Raw genomic sequence first — 19,340 nt, forward strand, 5'->3', positions numbered from 1 at the left:
ATGAGAGACTATCAGAGCTTAAGCCATACGAAATGGGACTGTAAATATCACGTAGTTTATATACCCAAGCGCCGGAAGCATCGGTTATATGGTGCGTTGCGGCATGAGCTGGGCAAGATATTGCATGAGCTTGCGAACCAGAAGGGCTGTCAGATACTGGAGGGGCATCTGATGCGCGACCATGTACATATGTGCATCAGCATACCGCCAAAGTACTCGGTATCGACAATCGTCGGCTATCTAAAGGGGAAAAGCGCGATAGCGATAGCCCGACACTTTGGCCGAGGTAAAAACTTCACGGGCGAAGTTTTCTGGGCGCGAGGCTATTTTGTTTCAACAGTAGGTTTGGATGAGGCCACGGTCAGGGCTTACATACGCAACCAGGAACGAGAAGACGAACGATACGATCAGATGAAACTGAACGTATAGCAGCCGCCTTGGGCGGCTCATGGTTTGTCGGCGCCTTTGAGGCGCTCACCCTAAAGCCTCCGGCTCTGCCGGAGGATACTTACATAAAACCGACGAGGAATGGCAAGGGGCTATGGCGAGGTCAACCGCGCGACGGGCACAAGCCCCTCATTTTGAGGCGAATATTTTTACCGATGATGCGCACAGGTTATCCCCCAAATTTGTGGATAACGTCCTGGTTGTGAGTGGCACGGCGCCGTTGGCGGAATATTTGAACCGTGTCGGTCGTGGTGTTACGCCGGTTCAAGCGCGATGGTGTGGCAGGCTGACATGCTGCCCTGCCGGCGCGTACACAGTCCGTACTCGGCCATCACATGCATAAACCGGTCGGCGTCACCGACCACCCGAAACGTGACGGGGTGCAGATGGCGACCGTCCTCGGCAAAAGCGGCATTCAGCGCCGTTTTTTCGACGTAGAACCCGTTATGCTGTGACGGTGTCGGCACGACGCCGGACTTCCACTCTTTCGCGTCCAGCACATAATTGTCCCAGCCCTGGTCTTTCAGGGTTTCGGAGGCGTAGGTGAGTCGGAACAGGTCGGATTGAGCGGCCAGGTTGCCGCTGCAGGAACGCCAGAGGTAGTCAAGATGCTGGCGCAGTTTGCCGGCCGGGCCGTGCTTACGGCCGCGGTCGAGTAACCACTGGATGTCAATCGCGACGCTCCTGGGGAAGCGTTTTTGCTTCTGGGCTGTGGCCAGCCAGCGGATCAGGAACAGGTTTTCGGCATAGGGCGTGCCGGCGTTACCGTCCTGGCGTGCCAGCCCCAGCGCTGCCAGGGCGCAGAACGCCAGATGGCTGAGCGCTGAGGTGGTGTTTTCCGGGGAAACGGATGCGGTTTTATCAGTCAATGACTGCCCTGCCCCTCGACGCAAAGGATTAGTGGCGGATCTGCGCCAGGTCGTCAGCGGTCAGCCCGGTCATTTTCATCACCGCGTCGCGATCGAGGCCGTTGGCCAGCATGGTACGGGCAACTTCGAGTTTGCCTTCATTGCGACCTTTCTCAATACCGCGTTGTTCACCCAACTGGATACCCTTCTCAATACCTTTTTGTTCAAGCTGTTGTGCGATGGTCATCAGTTCCTCCTCATGTTGCGGAACCCGCAGGGCCAGTTCGCGAACAAATGCCTCTGCATTCGCCGATTCACCGGCCTGGATAATATAGTGTATCAGCGAAATCACCTGTGGCGAAGAGAGATAGCCGGCCAGCAGAATGGCGGACAGCCTGTCGGTCAGTTCGGCCAGGTCGCGCTGGCGAATATGTTTCTGCAGCAGGGTCAGAGCGGCCATGCTGCGGTGACCCATAATCTCTTCGTCGGGAATGACCGTCACATCAACCAGCGGAAAATCGCCGGTGTACAGTTTCCCGGCCAGCGTCGGATCATCAAACTCCTGCAGCCAGTTGGTCGAGTAAGGATACGGGCTGCGTTTGCCGGTATAGAACAGTACCGGAATGACCAGCGGCAGCTTTTTGTGGCCGGCGTCAAGGTGACGCTGCATGGCGGCGACGGCATAGCGAATGAGGCGAAACGCCATGTGCTTATCCGGGCTGGACTGGTGCTCGATAAGTACCATCACGTAACCGTCAGCGCCGGCGGTGGTTTTCAGGCTGTAGAGCACGTCGCTGAAATACTGGCGCAGGTCATCTTCGACAAAGGAGCCAGACTCCAGCTTCAGCGTGCTGAGGTCACAGATGGCCTGCAGTTCGGCCGGCAAATGTATCTCCATGAAGTCGCGGGCAATTTCAGGTTGCGTCAGAAATTGCCGGAAGGTGGCATCATGGGGCGTTGGATTTTTTTTCATGGCGCTATCGTAACATGTTCGGCCGCCGGCTCACTATGGCTGAGCGAAGGCTTCACCCGCTCTCCGGGCAGAATAGCGTCGGGATGTTGCTGCCGCCAGGTTTTTAATATTCGGTAGACGCTGGCCCTGCCAATGCCCAGTTGGTCGGCAACCGCTTCGCGGGTGAGTCCGGCCAGCGTCAATTCAATCACCTGCTGCGTTTTCGCCTGGGCGGTGGGTTTTCTTCCTTTATATGCCCCTTTGGCTTTCGCACGGGCAATACCTTCCCGCTGGCGTTCCTGACGCAGGCGAGTCTCGAATTCGGCGAAGACGCCCAGCATATCCAAAAATGCCTTACCGGAGGCGGAGGATGTATCAATGGCCTGCTCTGTTGCCCTGAGCCTTATATTTTGCCCTTCAAGCTCATGCACCAGGTTCTGCAGGTCGCGAAGACTGCGTGACAGACGGTCGATTCGGGTGACCACCAACGTATCGCCCTCTCGCAAGTAATCGAGGCATTCATCGAGCGCCTGGCGCCCTTCTTTCCTAGTGCCGGTCATTTTTTCTGAGAAAATCTTACGACAGCCGGCCGTGGTCAACACCGCGATCTGGTGTGTTAGATCCTAGTCGGTCGTCGATACACGAGCATAACCTACGAGAGCCATATGTTTTAATCTCATTAGATACTAGATAATGAGATTCTTTGGTGTCAGAACTCAAAAATCAAGTTATATGATACCAATTTTGTTTCGAACTCTCACGCTCTCACAAAGGTATACCCGAACTAGACGACCAACATGGGTGTAAGGGCAAATTTCATTTTCACTTAGCGTGAGTCCAGAAATTTTAATTGCGAGCCAGCGGCGATAAATGCGAGTCCGTTTGCAGTTATTGTGAGTCCGCGCCCGATTTCAGTTGCAGTTAATGTGAGCCAAAATTTGCGCTGATTGCGAGTCCGGCTGTTTTCGATTGCGAGCCGCTACAGATAGGTTAAATAATGCGCTAAACGTACAATAATTTCCGATCTCCAAACTGACCCCACACAGATCGAGTGATTGTAGGAGCTGATGAACTCCCACCTCCAGATCAAAAAGATCTTGACATAGACTTGAAAATGATAATCATTATCAATACGTGAGTTGTGTTATTGACTGCCAACTCACAACATAAAGCAATTTATGGGGTGCTAGCATGTCACATTATAAATATTTAAATATTGACAATATGAAAGATACTGTTATTTCTGGGGTTATAAATTTTGTGGTTTTTTATATTTCATTATCTACTTACAATGTATATGTACATAATGAAAGTATTTTTTCACTATCTCGCATGTTACTTTCTGTATTTGCTATTCTATGTGGTTACTTTATTGGAAATAATCACAACTCCATTCTATATAAAATAAGGAAATTGAAAAATGAAAGAGTTACTAAATGATCAGCTTGGGTTTGTTTCAGGTGGCGACGCCGATAATATCGGCAGAGAAATAGCACAAGGAGTTGGTATTGCTGCAGGGTCATTCCTTGCCGGGACTCAAGGAGGAATAGCCGGCGGAATCGCTGGCGGGCAATTTTATGATTGGGCATCAACACACACACCTAATCCAGCTATGTCTCCGTCAGGCCTAGGTGGCACATTAGGAAGTAGCGGTAGTTTTTCTGTTGCCGATGTGCAAAGTATGGGTTGGTGTAATTTCAATATGACCTATTTCTCCAGCTCGCAGGGATGTTAATCCACATTAGTTCCAGAACCTGAAACTAGCTGTAATTCTTTTTCTGTTATTACTCTCATTCAGTCTCTCCTTTTGAGGTTTTACTGTCTCTGATTAAGACAACAGTAGATGTTGCTAATGTAAAGAACAATATAATTAACAATTCCTTTATGCTTCCATGCTCTTTGAATGACATGACATATTTTAATGTACAACAGACCATGAAAAAATTTACGGCATGCTTGATGAATTTTTTTTCCATATTTATTCCTGCCCTAAATTTATAATTGAAAGACGGTTGTTTAAAACATGCTTTATGTCTGAGTACTGCAACACTCCAAGATTCAGATTCATCCTGTAGCTATGAACTCTAACTTCTTTTGGATTTATCATATCTAAAGCGTCAACAACATCAGAAAGAAAATCAAGTTTTAATTTAGAATTGATATATTTCAAAATTATAGTAGCAACTACTAAAAAATAATTTTTAAAATAATCATTTTAATAACCCTTTAATTATTTTAATTGATATTGATTATCACTCTCATCTAGATTAACCTAATCAATGTTTTATGTCCAATTGAAAAATGCATATCCCCCCTTCACAAAACATTAAGGAAAGCAGACAGTGTTTCGCCAGGAAGCGATAGCTAATAAAAAAATGAAATGGAGTGGCCGGGCGATCCTCCTTCCCGGGATCCCCTTTTGGGTCACTACGGGGTTCTGCCTGTTTTTCCTTGTTACATTTCTCACCTTCGTTATTGCCGGAACCTATACCCGGCGGGTCAACGTGAGCGGTGAGATCAGTACCTATCCACGCGCCGCCAATGTCTATTCAGGCGTTCAGGGGGTGGTGGTTAAACAATTTGTCTCAGAAGGGCAGGCAATCAAGGCTGGCGACCCCATTTATCAAATAGATATCAGTAAAAGCACCCACAGCGGCGTGGTCAGCGACAACCAGCGCCGGGATATCAATAATCAGTTTGAACGCATTACACATATCATCAGCCGGCTCGAGAGCAGCAAGCAAGACACGGTCAGCATGCTGGAGAAACAAAAGGCGCAATATACTGCTGCATTCACGCACTCTACCGGCATACTTCGACGCGCCCAGGAAGGGATCCGTATCATGAAAGAGAATATGGAGAACTACCGGCACTACCAGACGAAAGGACTTATCACCAAGGATCAACTCACCAATCAGGTGGCACTGTATTACCAGCAGCAAAACAACCTGTTGGGCCTCTCCGGCCAGAACGAGCAAAATGCCCTGCAGATAACCGCGCTGGAAAGTCAAATCCACACCCAGGCTGCCAGCTTCGACAACCAGATTTACCAGATGGAACTGCAGCGTTACGAATTACAAAAAGAGCTGCTGAGTATCGATGCCAGCGGAGCGATTATCGTTCGCGCGCTCTCGGATGGTCGCGTGGATTCGCTGAGCGTGACGATCGGACAAATGGTCAACGTTGGCGACAGTCTGCTGCAGCTCATGCCACACACCATCGAACACTACTCTCTGATACTTTGGGTGCCCAATGAAGCCATTCCCTATATTACGGCAGGGGACCGGGTCAACATTCGCTACGAAGCCTTTCCCGCAGAGAAATTTGGTCAGTTCGCCGGCGCGGTATCCGTGATTTCAAAGGCCCCGGCTTCGCCACAGGAAATGCAAACTTATCAGGGGGCCCCGAAAGTCGCGCTGGCCACTGCGGTCCCCTACTACAAAGTGATTGTCATGCCAGAAAAACAGGCCATTGCGTACAACGGCAAACGCCTGAATCTGGAAAATGGCATGAAAGCACAAAGCACCCTGTTTCTGGAAAAAAGGAATATTTATCAATGGATGTTGTCACCGTTCTACGACATGAAGCACAGCGCGATAGGACCTGTCAGTGAGTAGGCTCTCCTTAAAACAGCTGGTCAGTCAGCTGGATTTGCGGTTACGTCAGCGAGTCCCCATGGTGCATCAAACCGAGTCTTCGGAGTGCGGATTAGCCTGTCTGGCGATGATCTGCGGCCACTATGGCAAAAATATTGATCTGATTGCGCTGCGTCAGCAGTTCAATGTGTCGGCGCGTGGTACCAGGTTGTCTGACTTGACCGGGATTGCCGAACAACTGGGGCTGGCCTCTCGCCCTCTGTCACTGGATATCGACGAGCTCAGTGCACTAAAAATGCCCTGTATATTGCACTGGGAATTCAACCATTTTGTCGTCTTGGTTAGCGTCAGACGCAACTACGTGGTGCTGCATGACCCGTCCCGCGGCCGCCGCCGGGTCAGTTTCGCCGAACTGTCGCAAAGTTTTACCGGTGTGGCACTCGAAACCTGGCCCGGCAGTACATTTACGGCAAACACCGAGCTTAACCGGCTCAGCCTCCGCAAGCTGGCAGGCAGTGTGCATGGCCTGCGGGGCGCACTCGGCAAGATATTTTGCCTGTCATTGATGATCGAGACCATCAACCTGGTGATGCCTGTCGGTACACAACTGGTGATGGACCATGCCATTCCGGCCGGTGATCGCGGTCTGCTCACCCTGATTTGTGCGGGGCTGCTGTTCTTCATCCTGCTGCGGGCCACGCTCGGCATGCTACGAGCCTGGTCTTCGCTGGTAATGGGAACGCTCATCAACGTCCAGTGGCAATCTGGGCTGTTCAGTCATTTGTTACAGCTCCCGCTGGGTTATTTTGAACGCCGAAAACTCGGTGATATCCAGTCGCGGTTTGGCTCTCTGGATACGCTTCGCAGCACCTTTACCGACAGTATCATCGGTGCCATCATGGACGGCATCATGGTAATGGGTGTCCTGGTGATGATGGTGTTGTACGGGGGCTGGCTGACCTGGGTGGTGATCGCATTTACTGCCTTGTACGTGCTGCTGCGTCTGCTGACCTACGGTTACTATCGACAATTGTCAGAAGACGCGTTAGTAAGGAACGCCCGGGCAAGTTCGTATTTTATGGAGACCCTGTACGGCATCGCAACTGTGAAGATGCAGGGCATGACGGAACGGCGGGCTGGTCACTGGCTTAACCTAGAAATCGACAGTATCAATACCGGTATCCGGGTGACAAAAATGGACATGCTGTTTGGGGGTATCAATACCTTTGTCGCCGCCTGCGACCAGATAGCGATTCTATGGCTGGGGGCCAGCCTGGTGATCGACAATCAGATGACCATCGGCATGTTCGTTGCATTCGGCGCTTTCCGCGGGCAGTTCTCTGACAGGATTGGTTCATTAACCAACTTTTTGCTGCAATTGCGTATGATGAGCCTGCACAATGAACGTATTGCCGATATTGCTCTGCACCCACGGGAAAATCGCAAGCCAGACCGCCCCTATGAGGCTCGTTTGCAGCCAGCTTCGTTGTCAACACATGCACTGAGTTTTCGCTATGACAGTCAGTCGTCAGCCATCTTCAGCGGGATGGATATCACTGTCTCAGCAGGAGAAAGTGTGGCTATCGTTGGGGCTTCCGGATCAGGAAAAACCACACTGGTGAAGGTCCTGTGTGGCCTTTTTTCTGCCGACAGCGGCCGGGTTGAAGTGAACGGTATCGATATCCAACAATTGGGGCTAAACAACTATCACAAGATGATCGCCTGCGTGATGCAGGACGACAAGTTGTTCTCCGGGTCGATCCGGGAAAATATAAGTGGTTTTGCGGACGATGTAGACGAAGAGTGGATGCAGGAATGTGCCCGTTCCAGCTATCTGCATGAGGTCATCATGGGTATGCCCATGGGGTATGAAACCCTGATAGGCGAACTGGGTGAAGGACTGTCCGGTGGTCAAAAACAACGACTATTTATCGCACGTGCTATTTACAAAAAACCGGCAATTTTATTCCTGGATGAGGCAACCAGTGCGCTGGACAAGGAGAGCGAAACAGTGGTGAATCAGGCGATAAAGGCGCTAAGCATTACGCGGGTGATCATTGCGCACCGTGAAACAACAATAGCATCGGCAGACCGGGTAATCTATTTAGGGCCGCAATCCGAGCCGTTCTGATATTTTTATGGCTAAAATTCCCAAATTACATCGTTTACGGCGGCTTCAGAACAATGGCGTGCGGCCCAGCCTTCGAGTAAATGGTTAGGAGGCTAAACCTCCTAACCATCAAGGTTACAAAAGGCGCGTTTACGCCTTTTAATAAAACTAACGTTTACAGAAACCTGATTTTGCCCCCGGTGTACAAATCCCAGAGTTTATAGGATTTAATGTTGGGTGATTTTTGCCACTACCATTCCAGCTAGGGCCTATCAATACAGGGATTGGTGTTTTTACTGGCATATGTGGTTTAGCTTGGATTGCTATTTCAGTTGTAATAGCAATAGGAATGCTAATTTGCGGAGGGAGCTTAGATGAGGCGATCCCAACCAAAAGCGATGTCGCATCCCACCCACCATACACTGAGGAAATTTCACTAACGCTTAGTTCTTTCACTTTTCATACTCCTTTTTTCGTAAAGTAACCATATGAAGTAAAAAACGAAGACCAAAAATCCATACACAAACACACTAATATAATCAACAACAAAAAAATCGCCATCCACTTGAATTAACGCATCAAAAAAGAAAAGAATAATTATTACAATTAAATAAACACAAGCAGAAAGCAAACCAAGTTTTAATTTAGAGTTAAGGTATTTCAAAGTTATAATGGCAAACACTAAAAAAATAATTTTTAAAATAATCATTTTAATAATCCTTCAATTATTTTTAATTGATATTGATTATCACTCTCATCTAGATTAACCTAATCAATGTTTTATGTCCAATTGAAAAAGGCACTGTTGCATAAATTGGGAGGTGATAAACTTATTGTCACATTTTGCTGACCAAGCAGCACATGCCCCCCTTCAAAGGCCGGCATTTTCAGCGTGACATCATCCTGTGGGCAGTACGCTGGTACTGTAAATACGGTGTCAGCTACCGTGAGCTGCAGGAGATGCTGGCCGAGCGGGGTGTGAATGTCGACCACTCCACGATTTACCGCTGGGTTCAGCGCTATGCCCCTGAAATAGAAAAACGATTGCGCTGGTACTGGCGCAACCCCTCCCGTTTCACTTCCTGGCATCTTGATGAGACTTACGTCAGGGTTAACGGCCGCTGGGCTTACCTTTACCGGGCCGTCGACAGCAGAGGCCGTACCCTCGATTTTTATCTTTCCTCCCGGCGTAACACCAAAGCGGCGTATCGATTCTTGAATAAACTGCTGGGCAAGCTACGGGACTGGGAACAGCCCCGCCGTCTCATTACGGATAAAGCGCCCACCTATGGCCGTGCGCTTGCTCTGCTCAAACGTGAAGGGAAATGCCCACCGGATGTGGAACATCGGCAGGTCAAGTACCTCAACAACGTCATTGAATGTGATCATGGCAAACTGAAAAGGATAATCGGTGCCACGCTGGGATTTAAATCCATGAAAACAGCTTACGCCACCATTAAAGGTATTGAGGTGATGCGTGCACTACGCAAAGGCCAAGCCTCAGCGTTTTATTATGGTGATCCCCTGGGCGAGATGCGTCTGGTCAGCAGAGTTTTTGAAATGTAAGGCTTTTAAATAAGGTAAAAGGCTACCTCATCGCCAATTTTGCAACAGTGCCCGTGACTCCACCCACGTACTTGACGGTCTGCTATACCACGAAAGTGATCTGGAAATTACAGAGCATTACACTGATACCGCTGGTTTTACGGAGCATGTTTTCGCGCTGATGCATCTGCTCGGATTCGCTTTTGCCCCAAGGATCCGGGATCTTCATGACAAGCGGCTTTTTATTCATGGAAAGGCTGAGCGTTATCCGGGACTTCAATCTGTGATATCCACAACGCCACTGAATCTTAAAGACATTGAGACGCACTGGAATGAGGTACTTCGCCTCGCAAGCTCGATAAAACAGGGGACTGTTACCGCATCGCTCATGATGAAAAAATTGGCCAGTTATCCTAAACAAAATGGCCTTGCAAAGGCATTGAGAGAAATCGGACGCATCGAACGGACACTGTTTATGCTGGACTGGTTTCGCGATCCATCACTGCGCCGACGCGTACAGGCAGGGCTGAATAATGGTGAGGCCCGCAATGCGCTTGCACGAGCGGTCTTTATGCACCGGTTGGGTGAGATCAGAGATCGAGGACTGGAGAATCAGAGCTACCGGGCCAGTGGTCTGACGTTGCTGACTGCGGTGATCTCCCTGTGGAATACGGTATATATAGAAAGAGCCATAGATTCCCTGAGACGAAAAGGGATCCCGATTAATGAGCAACTGATTACTCATTTGTCCCCGCTGGGGTGGGAGCACATCAATCTGAGTGGGGATTACGTCTGGCGGACAAACCTTAAGCTGGGACAGGGTAAATACCGTTCATTACGCTCAGTGGGTAGTTGTCTGTACAAAAAACAGGCTTAGCGTAGGATATTTTCCGTTTTCCAAGCGGACCCCTACTACGACACAGCAACGCGAGACAATTATCAACTGAGTAATGCAGGAAATAAATTGTCGACCAGCCCGTTCTCTGTTGTTGCGGCATTGAACAATTTCTTGTGGGGAAACGGTCGCGAGATGTATATCGAGATCGCCGAGTTTGGCGATCGGCTGAACCCGAAAAACATGACCGGATTTGCGGAGAAGGCAGCGATGTTTGGCGCACCTGGCCAACACAGTTTCCAGATGCGTTTTAACTACAACACTGCGCAGAGCAATGACCTGTTCGGCCAGCCGGGACTCATTCTGGGAAATGTGACGTTGAACACGGAAGGGACGTTTACCCGTAACGCCTCTGGCTCCTGGGAGTACACCGGCGTTGTTCGTGGCTTCCCTGACACGTATGACTTCAACAAGAGTACACATCGTGACAGTGTGGCTGAAGGTTTGACCACAGTGGGCCGTTTCCTGCAGGAGTCGTTTAAAGGCACGCCTTATACGATCAACATTAACGGTGAACTTCACGTTCACTTCACAGGGCAATAGTATATCAACGGAGGGGTAACCCTCCGTTTAAGATACAGAGGGATCACCTGACAGCCAGGACGGAAAACGTATCCGCGGGCGCCGTTCAATTACTTATCAGGCAGGCAACCTGTTGTAACCGTGAAATAAAGAAGGTGCATGTATGCGAAAACTCATGAAATGGACGTTAATTGCGGTCGTCATCCTGGCTCTGCTGCTCGTTGCCGTTTATGGCTTTTTTATCGGATACCGGTATTGGACTATGACATACAGTGATCCGGCGGAAAAACAGGCATGCCTTGCCTACTCGAAAGAGAAAGTGGCCACGGTGATCCTGAACGACAGGTTGGCGCCAAAGAGTGAAATAACCGCATTCACTCAGGCGGAGGCGTTGTCTCATCTGCAAGGCATTGAATTACCCTTGTCCGGCATCGAACGCAATGGCGAGGTGTGGATGGCTCCCTTCCAACAAGATGCCCGTCATTATCTCGGGATACTGGATTGCAACGCGCTGACAGTCGAATACAGCGTCGTTCCAACGGCGCGACGTGGGTAAAGAGCCCCAACAGGAATGCGAACCACTTGCTATCATGAACAGTCGTCTCGGTGAGACTGCGCCGGAACAGCCGACATTTCCGATATGGTAGTTTGTAAACGGGAACCCGCCAAAATTTTGATTTTCTATTTAAGACGAACGACAGGTACGTCCGCCAGCCGTGTGGTCCAGGCCGGTGACAGCCGCTGCCGTTTCATTTTCCAGCCGTCTGCCCGGTCGGGAATGCCCTGCCCGGCAAACCACACTGGTGCCCGACCGTCCTGATTGAGGCTGTCGAGCAGCTGCATCAACCGATCGCTGTTTTTGCGCGGCGGCGCATCGTCAAACAGACCGAACTGCGCCACGCGTTCGCTGGTGAAATCGCCCAGCATCACGCCGCAGCGGTGATAACGGTGGCCGGCGATGAACACCCGCTCGAGTGCCTGGCGAGCGGCCTGAATGATGTCACGGCTGTCCTGGGTGGGTGTCGCCAGTCTTGTGGTGGCCTGGTTGCCGTAATAGGTCTCGCCGGCGGCGAACGGACTGGTGGCCACGAACACCGAGATGTGCCGGCAGAATTGCCGTTCGCCACGCAGCTTTTGTGCCGCGCGCTCGGCGTGGGCGCAGACAGCCTGGCTGACGCTGTCCAACTCGGTGGGCTTGTCGCCGAACGAACGGGAGCAGACGATTTGCTCCTTCGGCGCCGCAAATTCCTCCAGGCCCAGGCAGGCGATGCCGTTCAGCTCGCGCACCGTGCGCTCGAGCACCACCGAGAACTGACGGCGCGCCGCGGCCGCCGGCATATCGGCCAGCTGCAGCGCGGTGGTGATCCCCATCGTTACCAGCCGGCGGGCAATACGCCGGCCAACACCCCACACTTCCTCTACCGGCACGTGCGCCATCAGGCGACGCTGGCGCGCTGGCGCACTCAGATCGACCACCCCGCCGGTCTTGTGCCAGGTCTTGGCGGCGTAGTTGGCCAGTTTGGCCAGCGTTTTGGTTGGCGCGATACCGACCCCGACTGTCAGGTGGGAACGGCGGCGCACCTCTTCCCGCAGCCTGCGACCGAGAGACTCCAGCTGCGCGGACGGGATACCGGCCAGATCGCAAAAAGCCTCATCGATGGAATAGATCTCCAGTCGCGGCGTCAGCTGGCCAAGGATGGCCATCACCCTATGCGACATGTCGGCGTTTATGTGGAATACAAAATCAAGAAAAAACGGCTCCTCAGAGCCGTTTCCATACGAGAGTCAGCAGCAGCCGTCATAAACGGTAACATGTGCCTATTTTATGATGCATAGTACGTTGCTGAAATAGGGGCGAATCCATATCCTAACTTATTGCCTTGAAAATATTCTGCACGATAGGTGTGACAGCAGCTGTCAATTTTTCATTGTCAATAGTGAAGATTAAAAGTTCAATATCACTTTCCGCATCAAGTAGCATCTGTCGTAACCATTTTTCCTCTATCGCTACAATACTGTTACCTGCGTTATCTATTTCTGATTGAATTTCAGCCACAGGTAGTTTTCCTTCTAAAAAGGCAACACAGGAAAATCTAAGTTTTTTAATTACATCGGGATAAATCCACTCACTCATTTTTCACTCCTGCGAAGGATTGTGATTATTATGTTACCATTGTTTTCAGTAACCACACCAATGTCACCAGCCCGATAAATTGTCCTTTGAATACCATTAGATATGCTTGTTTCAGCAATACCTGTTTTAATTACATGTTCAACTATATTGGGCGAAACGGTTTTTCCAGGTCCAATTGTTCCTGCTGGGGAACCTAAGCTTGTTGGTTGCATTCGGTCAACGGCATGTTGAGAGTAAAGACGATCACCTATACGTGCGTATTGACGTCCATCAACTGTTTGTTTCGGATAATTTTGCCAAGAGTTCCAAGGAAGTTTCGTCTCACTTTTTGGCATGCGATCCAGAGCAATTAATGTGTTTTTCTCGGCAGCTTTGGAAGTGGCTTTAAGCGTGTTACTAGTTATTTTTACACCCAGTTTACCTGCGCCGGCGGCCCCTGCAAACAGCCCTAGCCCAGCCATCGTCAGTTTACCAAACTCCAGACCGGCACCGTAAGCGCCATCCACGCCCGCGTGTTCATACTTCGTCTTGAACGCTTCAACCCGCCCCAGGTACTCCTGTTTCACGCCTTCACCGATAATCGTGAACCGGTCATCACTTTTTATCAGGGCTATTAACGCATCCGCGGCCTCACGCGGATTACTGGCCACGGCGACCAGACCATTCACCGTATCGTTGATTTCAACCGGGATTCCCGACACGACGCCGGCCGCAAAGGCACCGTCCTGGGTTTTACTGGTTATGCCCCAATTTGCCAGCACCAGCGCTTTATCCAGTGGCGATTTGGCGGCCGCCAAATCTTTTTCCATCAGCTCCTGTTGCTTGTGGCTGAGGTAGTTGTACCGGAACGCATTCTCACCGCCGGTAGCACCGCTGTAAGCACCATCAGACTTGCCGGTGAAGACTGCGCCGGCAGCAGCACCCAGCACCCTTGCCATCTGCGCCTGCTGTTCCGATTTCTTCTGCCATTCCTCCGGCTTGATGATGTTATCGCCCAGTATCACCCCGGCCAGCTCCGCCGCCAGTGCGCCAGCGGCGGCACCTTTGGCATTGCCCTTACCAATTTCCGCACTGATGCCCGCCAACACCGCATGGCTGACGGATTTCCCCGCCACGCCGAGGACTTCGCCGTTATTCCCTATCAGGTTGGCGCCTTCAGCCTGAACCTGACCGCCGATATTCGCCAGCAGCGCGTTGGTCAGATTGTCCCTGAAGCTGCCGCCGTTGATGGTGGTGTTGAGGCTCGAGCTGATGACCGACTGGCCGGCCACCCGTTGCGCCACCTTGCTCCAGTCGCCGTTGCTCAGCTGCGGCAGCTTGACGTTGTTCGGATTGAGCGGTTTGCCCGCCGCATCCTTGCTCCAGCCCATGGCACTGTCGAAGCCGTTGAGCGCACCACCAATAGCCATTGCGGTCGCGGTCGCCTTCACGCTCTCGCTGCTGCCCAGTGCTTTCAGGGTTTTTGACAGGTTACCTTGGTTCTCGACCAGCGCTACCGCCGCCTGGGAGGCCAGTGATGACATCCCAGCCGTCACGGCGCCACTGGTCATGGCGCCGCCACCCACTGCACCAGCCACGTTACTCGCGGCGAGGGTGGTTAATGAACTGCCCGCGGTGACCGCCGCTGCCGCGATGGCAATCACTGCAGCGACGGCCGGGTTCAGGTGCTGGCTCTGGTAGTCCCAGCTGTCGTAGGCGTCCTTGACGGTGTTCCACTGCACGTCATTACGCTTGTTCAGGTCCTTGACCCAGGTAGTGCCCGGTGTATTACCCAAGGCATCAATGGCGCTTTGCAGTGCCTGGCCGTTTTTCACCTTCACGTCGGCGCTGACGCCTTTGGCGGCATCAACCGTCAGGGCCCCACCGGTATGAATGCTCGGCAGCACCCATTTGTTGTCTTCGTAGCCCTTGTTGGCCTGCTTGATGAAGAAGCCCTTCGAGTTGGTGACGGTCTGCTCGAAACTGGTGTTCTTCACCGCCCTGAAGTTGACCTGACCGTGGGTACTGGTCAGCCTGGCATTCTTACCGGCCTCAATCTTGCTGGCTTCGTAGGTGCTGTCGTCACGGCTCATCAAGGTGATATTGCCGGCGGCGGTAAACTCGGTCACCTTGTTGGTCACGTCATGGCGGGTTTGCTTGACCTCGGTTTTCTTGCCCCACCATTTGCGCTTCTTCTCGGTTTTCTCGTAGTGACTGGACTCTTCCATCGCCTGGGCATAGAGATACCCCCCCTTGGCGGCAATATCCATATTGCCGGCACGCAGGGCTTCGGCCTGGTTGTGGGCGTCGACCTGGGCTTTTTGTTTGGCTTCGTCTGCCCCCTTGCTTTGAGCCTCCTGGCGGGCAACAGTAAGGCGAGTTTGTGCGCCATCTCTATCACTGGTAGCTTGCGACAAACGCTGTTGCGCATCGTTGTATGCCGCCTGCTCTACATTGATTTCATTGGGAAGGCCATTCGCTCGCGCCTCTTTTTCCAGAAGTTCATGGGTGATGCCGATGCCTTCTGCCGTGAGGTCAGCACTTTGTTGCCACAAACCCCAATCGTGAATTTCCATCAACTTGCCATGCTTGGCGGAAAACTCCTGAATCTTCCTGAGGTTCTCCGCCTGCCTTTGTTTTAGCGTGTTAATGTCACGTTGCAGCGTAGTTAACTCATCGCTTTTACCGTTCTTCGCTTGTTCAGCGCGACTCTTATCCTGCTGCGCCTGATTGATGCGTTGCTGCGCATTTTGAAGTTGCTGGTCGGCAACGGCGATGCGGCTGCCCCAATCCGTCACCGTCACCGACGGTTTCCAGTTAGCCCCCAATCCCTTAACCACCAGTTTGGTCGCCTGGAAGAGGAGGCTGCCACCGGCTATCACCGTCATCATGCCGCCGGCGTTAAGTTCTGTGCCCTGCTGGGAGTGCGTTTCGGTGAACTCGTTGCCGCCCTCGCGGTAGGTGTGGTTCTGCACCGCCTCAAAGCGCATGTCGCCCCCGGAGGTGAGCGTCATATTGCCACCGGAGGTGAATCTGGCGCCGTAGGTCAGCAGTTGGTTGTTGGCCGCCGCCGTCAGATTTTTTCCGGCACTGAGGGTAGTGACCAAATGGCGGTCATCTTTGTTGTTGTCATTGGCGGCATCGATGGCGGAATAGGCCACGTTCGACAGCCACAGGTTCTGTCCGGCCAGCAGCGTAATGTTTCCGTTGGCGGACAGCGAGCCCCCCTGGGTACCTACGTCCCGGGCGGCGTTAATCAGCAGGTTGCCGCCAGCATGTATCTTGCTGCCGAGCTCTGGGGTGCGCGAGACTACAAACGGATGGCCGTAATTACCGTCCAGCGCCCGGTAGTTGAGGTCAACATTGTGTCCAGCCAACAGCGTCACGTCCTTCCCAGCGTTGATGTTGACGCCGCGCAGCGCCAGATAACCGCCGCTGTTGAGTGAAACCGAGCCGGTGGCCTTCATCGCACCAACCTGAAGCAGGTTGTTGAAGTATTGCAGTCGTTTGTCCGCCGACAGGTTCTCGCCAGGGCGATTGCGCGTCAGGATGGCGTCGTTTCTGATAATGGAAATGCTGCCCGGGGCGGTCATACTGACGTTGCGGCTTTGTGGCGCCAGCAACGTATTGATCAGGGTGATGGTGCTGCCTGCCGTCAGCGTCAGGTCGCGCGAGGCTTGCAGGCTGCCCAGCCAGCGGACACCATCCGGGTGATAGTAGTTAGGTTTCTCGCTGGTGTGCACCTTGATTTCACAGGTACGTGCGGTGAGCGTGACGTCCTGCCCCTTCAGTTCACTTTGCCAGGCATCGATGGCATTGCCGGCACTCAAATCCAGCGCGTTGCCGGCAGCCAGAATTCCCTGCCCCAGTACGATACGGTCTTCGGCGATGACGGTGATGTTACCTGCTGCACTGATAGCATCGGTGTTACGGATATTGGAGGCATGCAGGAGTACATTCTGCGCTTTTATGGTTTCCGGGCGGCCGGTTGTTTTGACGTCATTGAGCTGGTTTTCGTTGGGTGTTGGCGTCTTGATGTCTATCTGGTTTTTGAAATCGGCGACCAGATTGCCGCCTGCGGCAATGCTGGCATCAACGATGCCGTCATTACTCCAGCTGTATGCGCGTTCCCCAGTATTGACATAACTTAATGGCGGGTAAGGCCATCCCAGTTTTTCATATTGCTGATATGCTTCCGAATCGGGTTTAAATTTGTTGAAACGCTCTTTTACGCCGAATGCACGACTGATGGAACTGAGGTTGTCTCCTGTAAGGATCATATCCCCTTTAGCCTTTAGCTGACTGGCATCGTTCCACAATATGCCGGCATTGATATAGCTATTTTTTCCAGACGTAATAATGGCAGGGGCGGAACTGGCGGTAACACGTGTACGAATACGCTCATCGGGGATCCAATGGTCAAAGTGGCGATTTGCATACGTACATTCATCTACTGTTGCGCAAGGCGTCAACCACTTCTCCCATTTCGACATATCTTCTTTATAGAGATCTTGCCGATCTTTGATATCTCCGTTTTTATGTGCGTTGAATACGCTGCCAAATAATCGCATTCCTTCGTTATCAACGGGTTCTGGTTGGTCTGAAAACGTCAATGTCTGGCGTACGTTATCGAGCTTATGGGTGCGAATAACCAGGTCGCCGGAATTGGTCTTGATGGTGGCAGAGCGGTTCTCAACGTAATTGGCCTTGTTACCTTGTGCATCCTTCTGTATCCAGAGGCTGTTGTTGGCGCGAAGTTTGGCATTGTCGCCCGCATTGCGCACATGGTCGCTGAAAATGCGCATATCGCCACTGGTGGTGACCTGTCCGTCATTCACCAGCTTGGTGGCCGCCAGCGTGGCATTGCCGTCAGCCTGCACGATGGTGCCTGGCGTGACGTGCAGTTCACGGTTAGGAAACTCAATCGACCCTTATTGGGTTCCCTAACCATGAACCGTGTCAAGGAAGAACCTCATATGGTGCAGCCTGTCGCAAAGTAATGCGGGAAAATGCAAGTTTTGCCGTGTTTTTAAGCTAAAACCTATTTTTCAGGCGCACTTATCCAGAGAAGGGGTCTGAAGCCATCGTTTTTTCGCCATCCGCTGCAGCCGGTCAGAGAGCAGTTTGGTGGCGTGCTCGCCCGCCACGGCACCGGTAAAACGCAACCGGCCCTTGCACAGGATGCACTGGTACGGATCGGTACCCAGGAAGCCTTTCATCAGCACTGCAAATCCGGGTCGCTTCGGTTTTTCCCGTACCGTCATCGCCAGCGCGTCGTAGACCTTCGGCAGCAGCGAACCGCGCTTGCGGTTGGCCAGAAAGCCGTAGTAGCGCACCATTTTAAAGTGTCGGGCCGGGATATGGCTGACGTAACGCTGCAGCATCTCCTCCTGGCTGATTTTCTGGCGTTTGTGTTTCTGCGTGCGGTGATCGTAATACTGATGGACCACGGCACCGCCGCGGTAGTGTCGCAGCTGAGAAGCGGCCACCGGCGGGCGCTTCAGGTACCGGCCGAGGTAGTTGACGCTGCGCCAGGCACCGCGCGTCTTTTTGGCAAAATGCACTTTCCAGGCGCGGCGATATTGCGCATGCAGATAACGGCGCCACCGATCTTCATTACGGATATGACCGAGGCCCGGCAGGCCTCCAGGGTTGATTTGGGCGTAGTTGTCGCGCAGCAGGTAAACCACGGTGTTGCGCCAGATTTGCTCGACCTCTTTCTTTTTAAAGAACAGCTGCCGCCAGGTACCGTGTTTGATGTCGAGGCCGCCGCGGGTGACGGAGACGTGGATATGCGGGTGCTGATTGAGCTGCCGGCCGTAGGTATGGAGCGCACAGAAGATACCGACTTCGATCCCCTGTTGGCGAGCCCAGCGGAGCATGGCGCGGGTGGCGCAGCGAAACAGATCATTGAGCAGGAGCCAGTTGTTATTGAAGAACGGCCACAGCAGGTGCGGCATGGTGAAGGTGATGTGTTGCCAGTCGCAGTCGGGCAGGATGTGCTGCTGCTCGGCAATCCATTGCTCGGTGGCCTTGAGGCCGCAGCTGCTGCAGGCTTTTGATTTGCAGCTCTGGCAGAAGAAGCGGGCATGGGTGCAGTCCGGTGAGGCGCAGCAGTAGCGGCGTACTCCCATGGCACAGGTACCGCAGGCGAGCATGCGCTCGACGGCGAGTTTGGTCCAGTCGCTGAGGGTGTCACCGTGTTTGTCGAGATAGCGGCTCCAGCCATCGTCATGCTGGAACAGCAGCTTTGCGGGACGCGGAATATACATGGTGCAGAGTCTACAGGGCGGCAGTGGGCAGGAAAAGTGC

Annotated in this window: 15 protein-coding genes and 2 pseudogenes; 8 read left to right on the forward strand and 9 right to left on the reverse strand. The window is 52.3% G+C overall.

Annotation, left to right across the window (positions count from 1 at the left end):
• A complete protein-coding gene (tnpA, locus tag H0S68_RS24580; RefSeq protein ID WP_410529557.1) occupies window positions 1-429 on the forward strand; it encodes an IS200/IS605 family transposase in 429 nt (142 codons plus the stop codon).
• Between the two features lie 272 nt (window positions 430-701).
• On the opposite strand, the gene H0S68_RS24585 is transcribed toward tnpA, so the two are convergent.
• The 3 genes from H0S68_RS24585 to H0S68_RS24595 are packed head-to-tail and all read right to left on the reverse strand — an operon-like array spanning window position 702 to window position 2,855.
• Window positions 702-1,316 (reverse strand): DUF2913 family protein, encoded by a 615-nt coding sequence (locus H0S68_RS24585; protein WP_410529558.1) that lies wholly within the window; start codon window positions 1,314-1,316, stop codon window positions 702-704.
• Window positions 1,317-1,344: 28 nt separating this feature from the next.
• Complete coding sequence (locus H0S68_RS24590; protein WP_410529559.1) at window positions 1,345-2,268, reverse strand: Rpn family recombination-promoting nuclease/putative transposase; 924 nt, start codon at window positions 2,266-2,268, stop codon at window positions 1,345-1,347.
• Window positions 2,265-2,855 carry a recombinase family protein gene (locus tag H0S68_RS24595; RefSeq protein ID WP_410529631.1) on the reverse strand — a complete coding sequence of 197 codons (591 nt, stop codon included), beginning with the start codon at window positions 2,853-2,855 and terminating at the stop codon, window positions 2,265-2,267. The genes H0S68_RS24590 and H0S68_RS24595 overlap by 4 nt, the downstream gene beginning before the upstream one ends.
• 812 nt (window positions 2,856-3,667) lie before the next feature.
• Between H0S68_RS24595 and H0S68_RS24600 the strand changes: the two genes are divergently transcribed.
• From H0S68_RS24600 to H0S68_RS24610, 3 genes are all read left to right on the forward strand, one after another.
• Window positions 3,668-3,982: a colicin V family bacteriocin gene (locus H0S68_RS24600; protein ID WP_410529560.1), complete on the forward strand. Its 315-nt coding sequence runs from the start codon at window positions 3,668-3,670 to the stop codon at window positions 3,980-3,982.
• A gap of 607 nt (window positions 3,983-4,589) precedes the next feature.
• Window positions 4,590-5,864 carry an HlyD family secretion protein gene (locus tag H0S68_RS24605; RefSeq protein WP_410529561.1) on the forward strand — a complete coding sequence of 425 codons (1,275 nt, stop codon included), beginning with the start codon at window positions 4,590-4,592 and terminating at the stop codon, window positions 5,862-5,864.
• On the forward strand, window positions 5,857-7,974 hold the full coding sequence (locus H0S68_RS24610) for a peptidase domain-containing ABC transporter (protein WP_410529562.1): 2,118 nt from the start codon (window positions 5,857-5,859) through the stop codon (window positions 7,972-7,974). Before H0S68_RS24605 ends, H0S68_RS24610 begins: the two co-directional genes overlap by 8 nt.
• A gap of 147 nt (window positions 7,975-8,121) precedes the next feature.
• On the opposite strand, the gene H0S68_RS24615 is transcribed toward H0S68_RS24610, so the two are convergent.
• On the reverse strand, window positions 8,122-8,409 hold the full coding sequence (locus tag H0S68_RS24615; protein ID WP_410529563.1) for a hypothetical protein: 288 nt from the start codon (window positions 8,407-8,409) through the stop codon (window positions 8,122-8,124).
• The gene (locus H0S68_RS24620) at window positions 8,390-8,662 is read right to left on the reverse strand and encodes a hypothetical protein (protein ID WP_410529564.1); all 273 of its coding nucleotides are present in this window, start codon (window positions 8,660-8,662) and stop codon (window positions 8,390-8,392) included. The genes H0S68_RS24615 and H0S68_RS24620 overlap by 20 nt, the downstream gene beginning before the upstream one ends.
• 152 nt (window positions 8,663-8,814) lie before the next feature.
• Between H0S68_RS24620 and H0S68_RS24625 the strand changes: the two genes are divergently transcribed.
• From H0S68_RS24625 to H0S68_RS24640, 4 genes and pseudogenes are all read left to right on the forward strand, one after another.
• On the forward strand, window positions 8,815-9,519 hold the full coding sequence (locus tag H0S68_RS24625) for an IS6 family transposase (protein ID WP_410529632.1): 705 nt from the start codon (window positions 8,815-8,817) through the stop codon (window positions 9,517-9,519).
• Between the two features lie 52 nt (window positions 9,520-9,571).
• Window positions 9,572-10,375, forward strand: a pseudogene (locus tag H0S68_RS24630) (Tn3 family transposase); the annotation flags it as partial.
• 6 nt (window positions 10,376-10,381) lie between these two features.
• A complete protein-coding gene (locus tag H0S68_RS24635; RefSeq protein WP_410529633.1) occupies window positions 10,382-10,936 on the forward strand; it encodes a lipid II-degrading bacteriocin in 555 nt (184 codons plus the stop codon).
• Window positions 10,937-11,177: 241 nt separating this feature from the next.
• Complete coding sequence (locus H0S68_RS24640) at window positions 11,178-11,471, forward strand: hypothetical protein (RefSeq protein ID WP_410529565.1); 294 nt, start codon at window positions 11,178-11,180, stop codon at window positions 11,469-11,471.
• 125 nt (window positions 11,472-11,596) lie between these two features.
• Here H0S68_RS24640 and umuC read toward each other — a convergent pair.
• The 4 genes and pseudogenes from umuC to H0S68_RS24660 all read right to left on the reverse strand — a co-directional run.
• Window positions 11,597-12,652: pseudogene (umuC, locus tag H0S68_RS24645) on the reverse strand (translesion error-prone DNA polymerase V subunit UmuC); the annotation flags it as partial.
• Window positions 12,653-12,782: 130 nt separating this feature from the next.
• On the reverse strand, window positions 12,783-13,049 hold the full coding sequence (locus tag H0S68_RS24650; RefSeq protein WP_410529566.1) for a hypothetical protein: 267 nt from the start codon (window positions 13,047-13,049) through the stop codon (window positions 12,783-12,785).
• A complete protein-coding gene (locus H0S68_RS24655; protein WP_410529567.1) occupies window positions 13,046-17,833 on the reverse strand; it encodes a DUF637 domain-containing protein in 4,788 nt (1,595 codons plus the stop codon). The genes H0S68_RS24650 and H0S68_RS24655 overlap by 4 nt, the downstream gene beginning before the upstream one ends.
• A 243-nt stretch (window positions 17,834-18,076) precedes the next feature.
• A complete protein-coding gene (locus H0S68_RS24660; RefSeq protein WP_410529568.1) occupies window positions 18,077-19,300 on the reverse strand; it encodes an IS91 family transposase in 1,224 nt (407 codons plus the stop codon).
• Window positions 19,301-19,340 lie beyond the last annotated feature (40 nt).

It is taken from the genome of Serratia sp. AXJ-M (assembly GCF_046531865.1).
GTDB classification, from domain to species: Bacteria; Pseudomonadota; Gammaproteobacteria; order Enterobacterales; family Enterobacteriaceae; genus Serratia; species Serratia liquefaciens.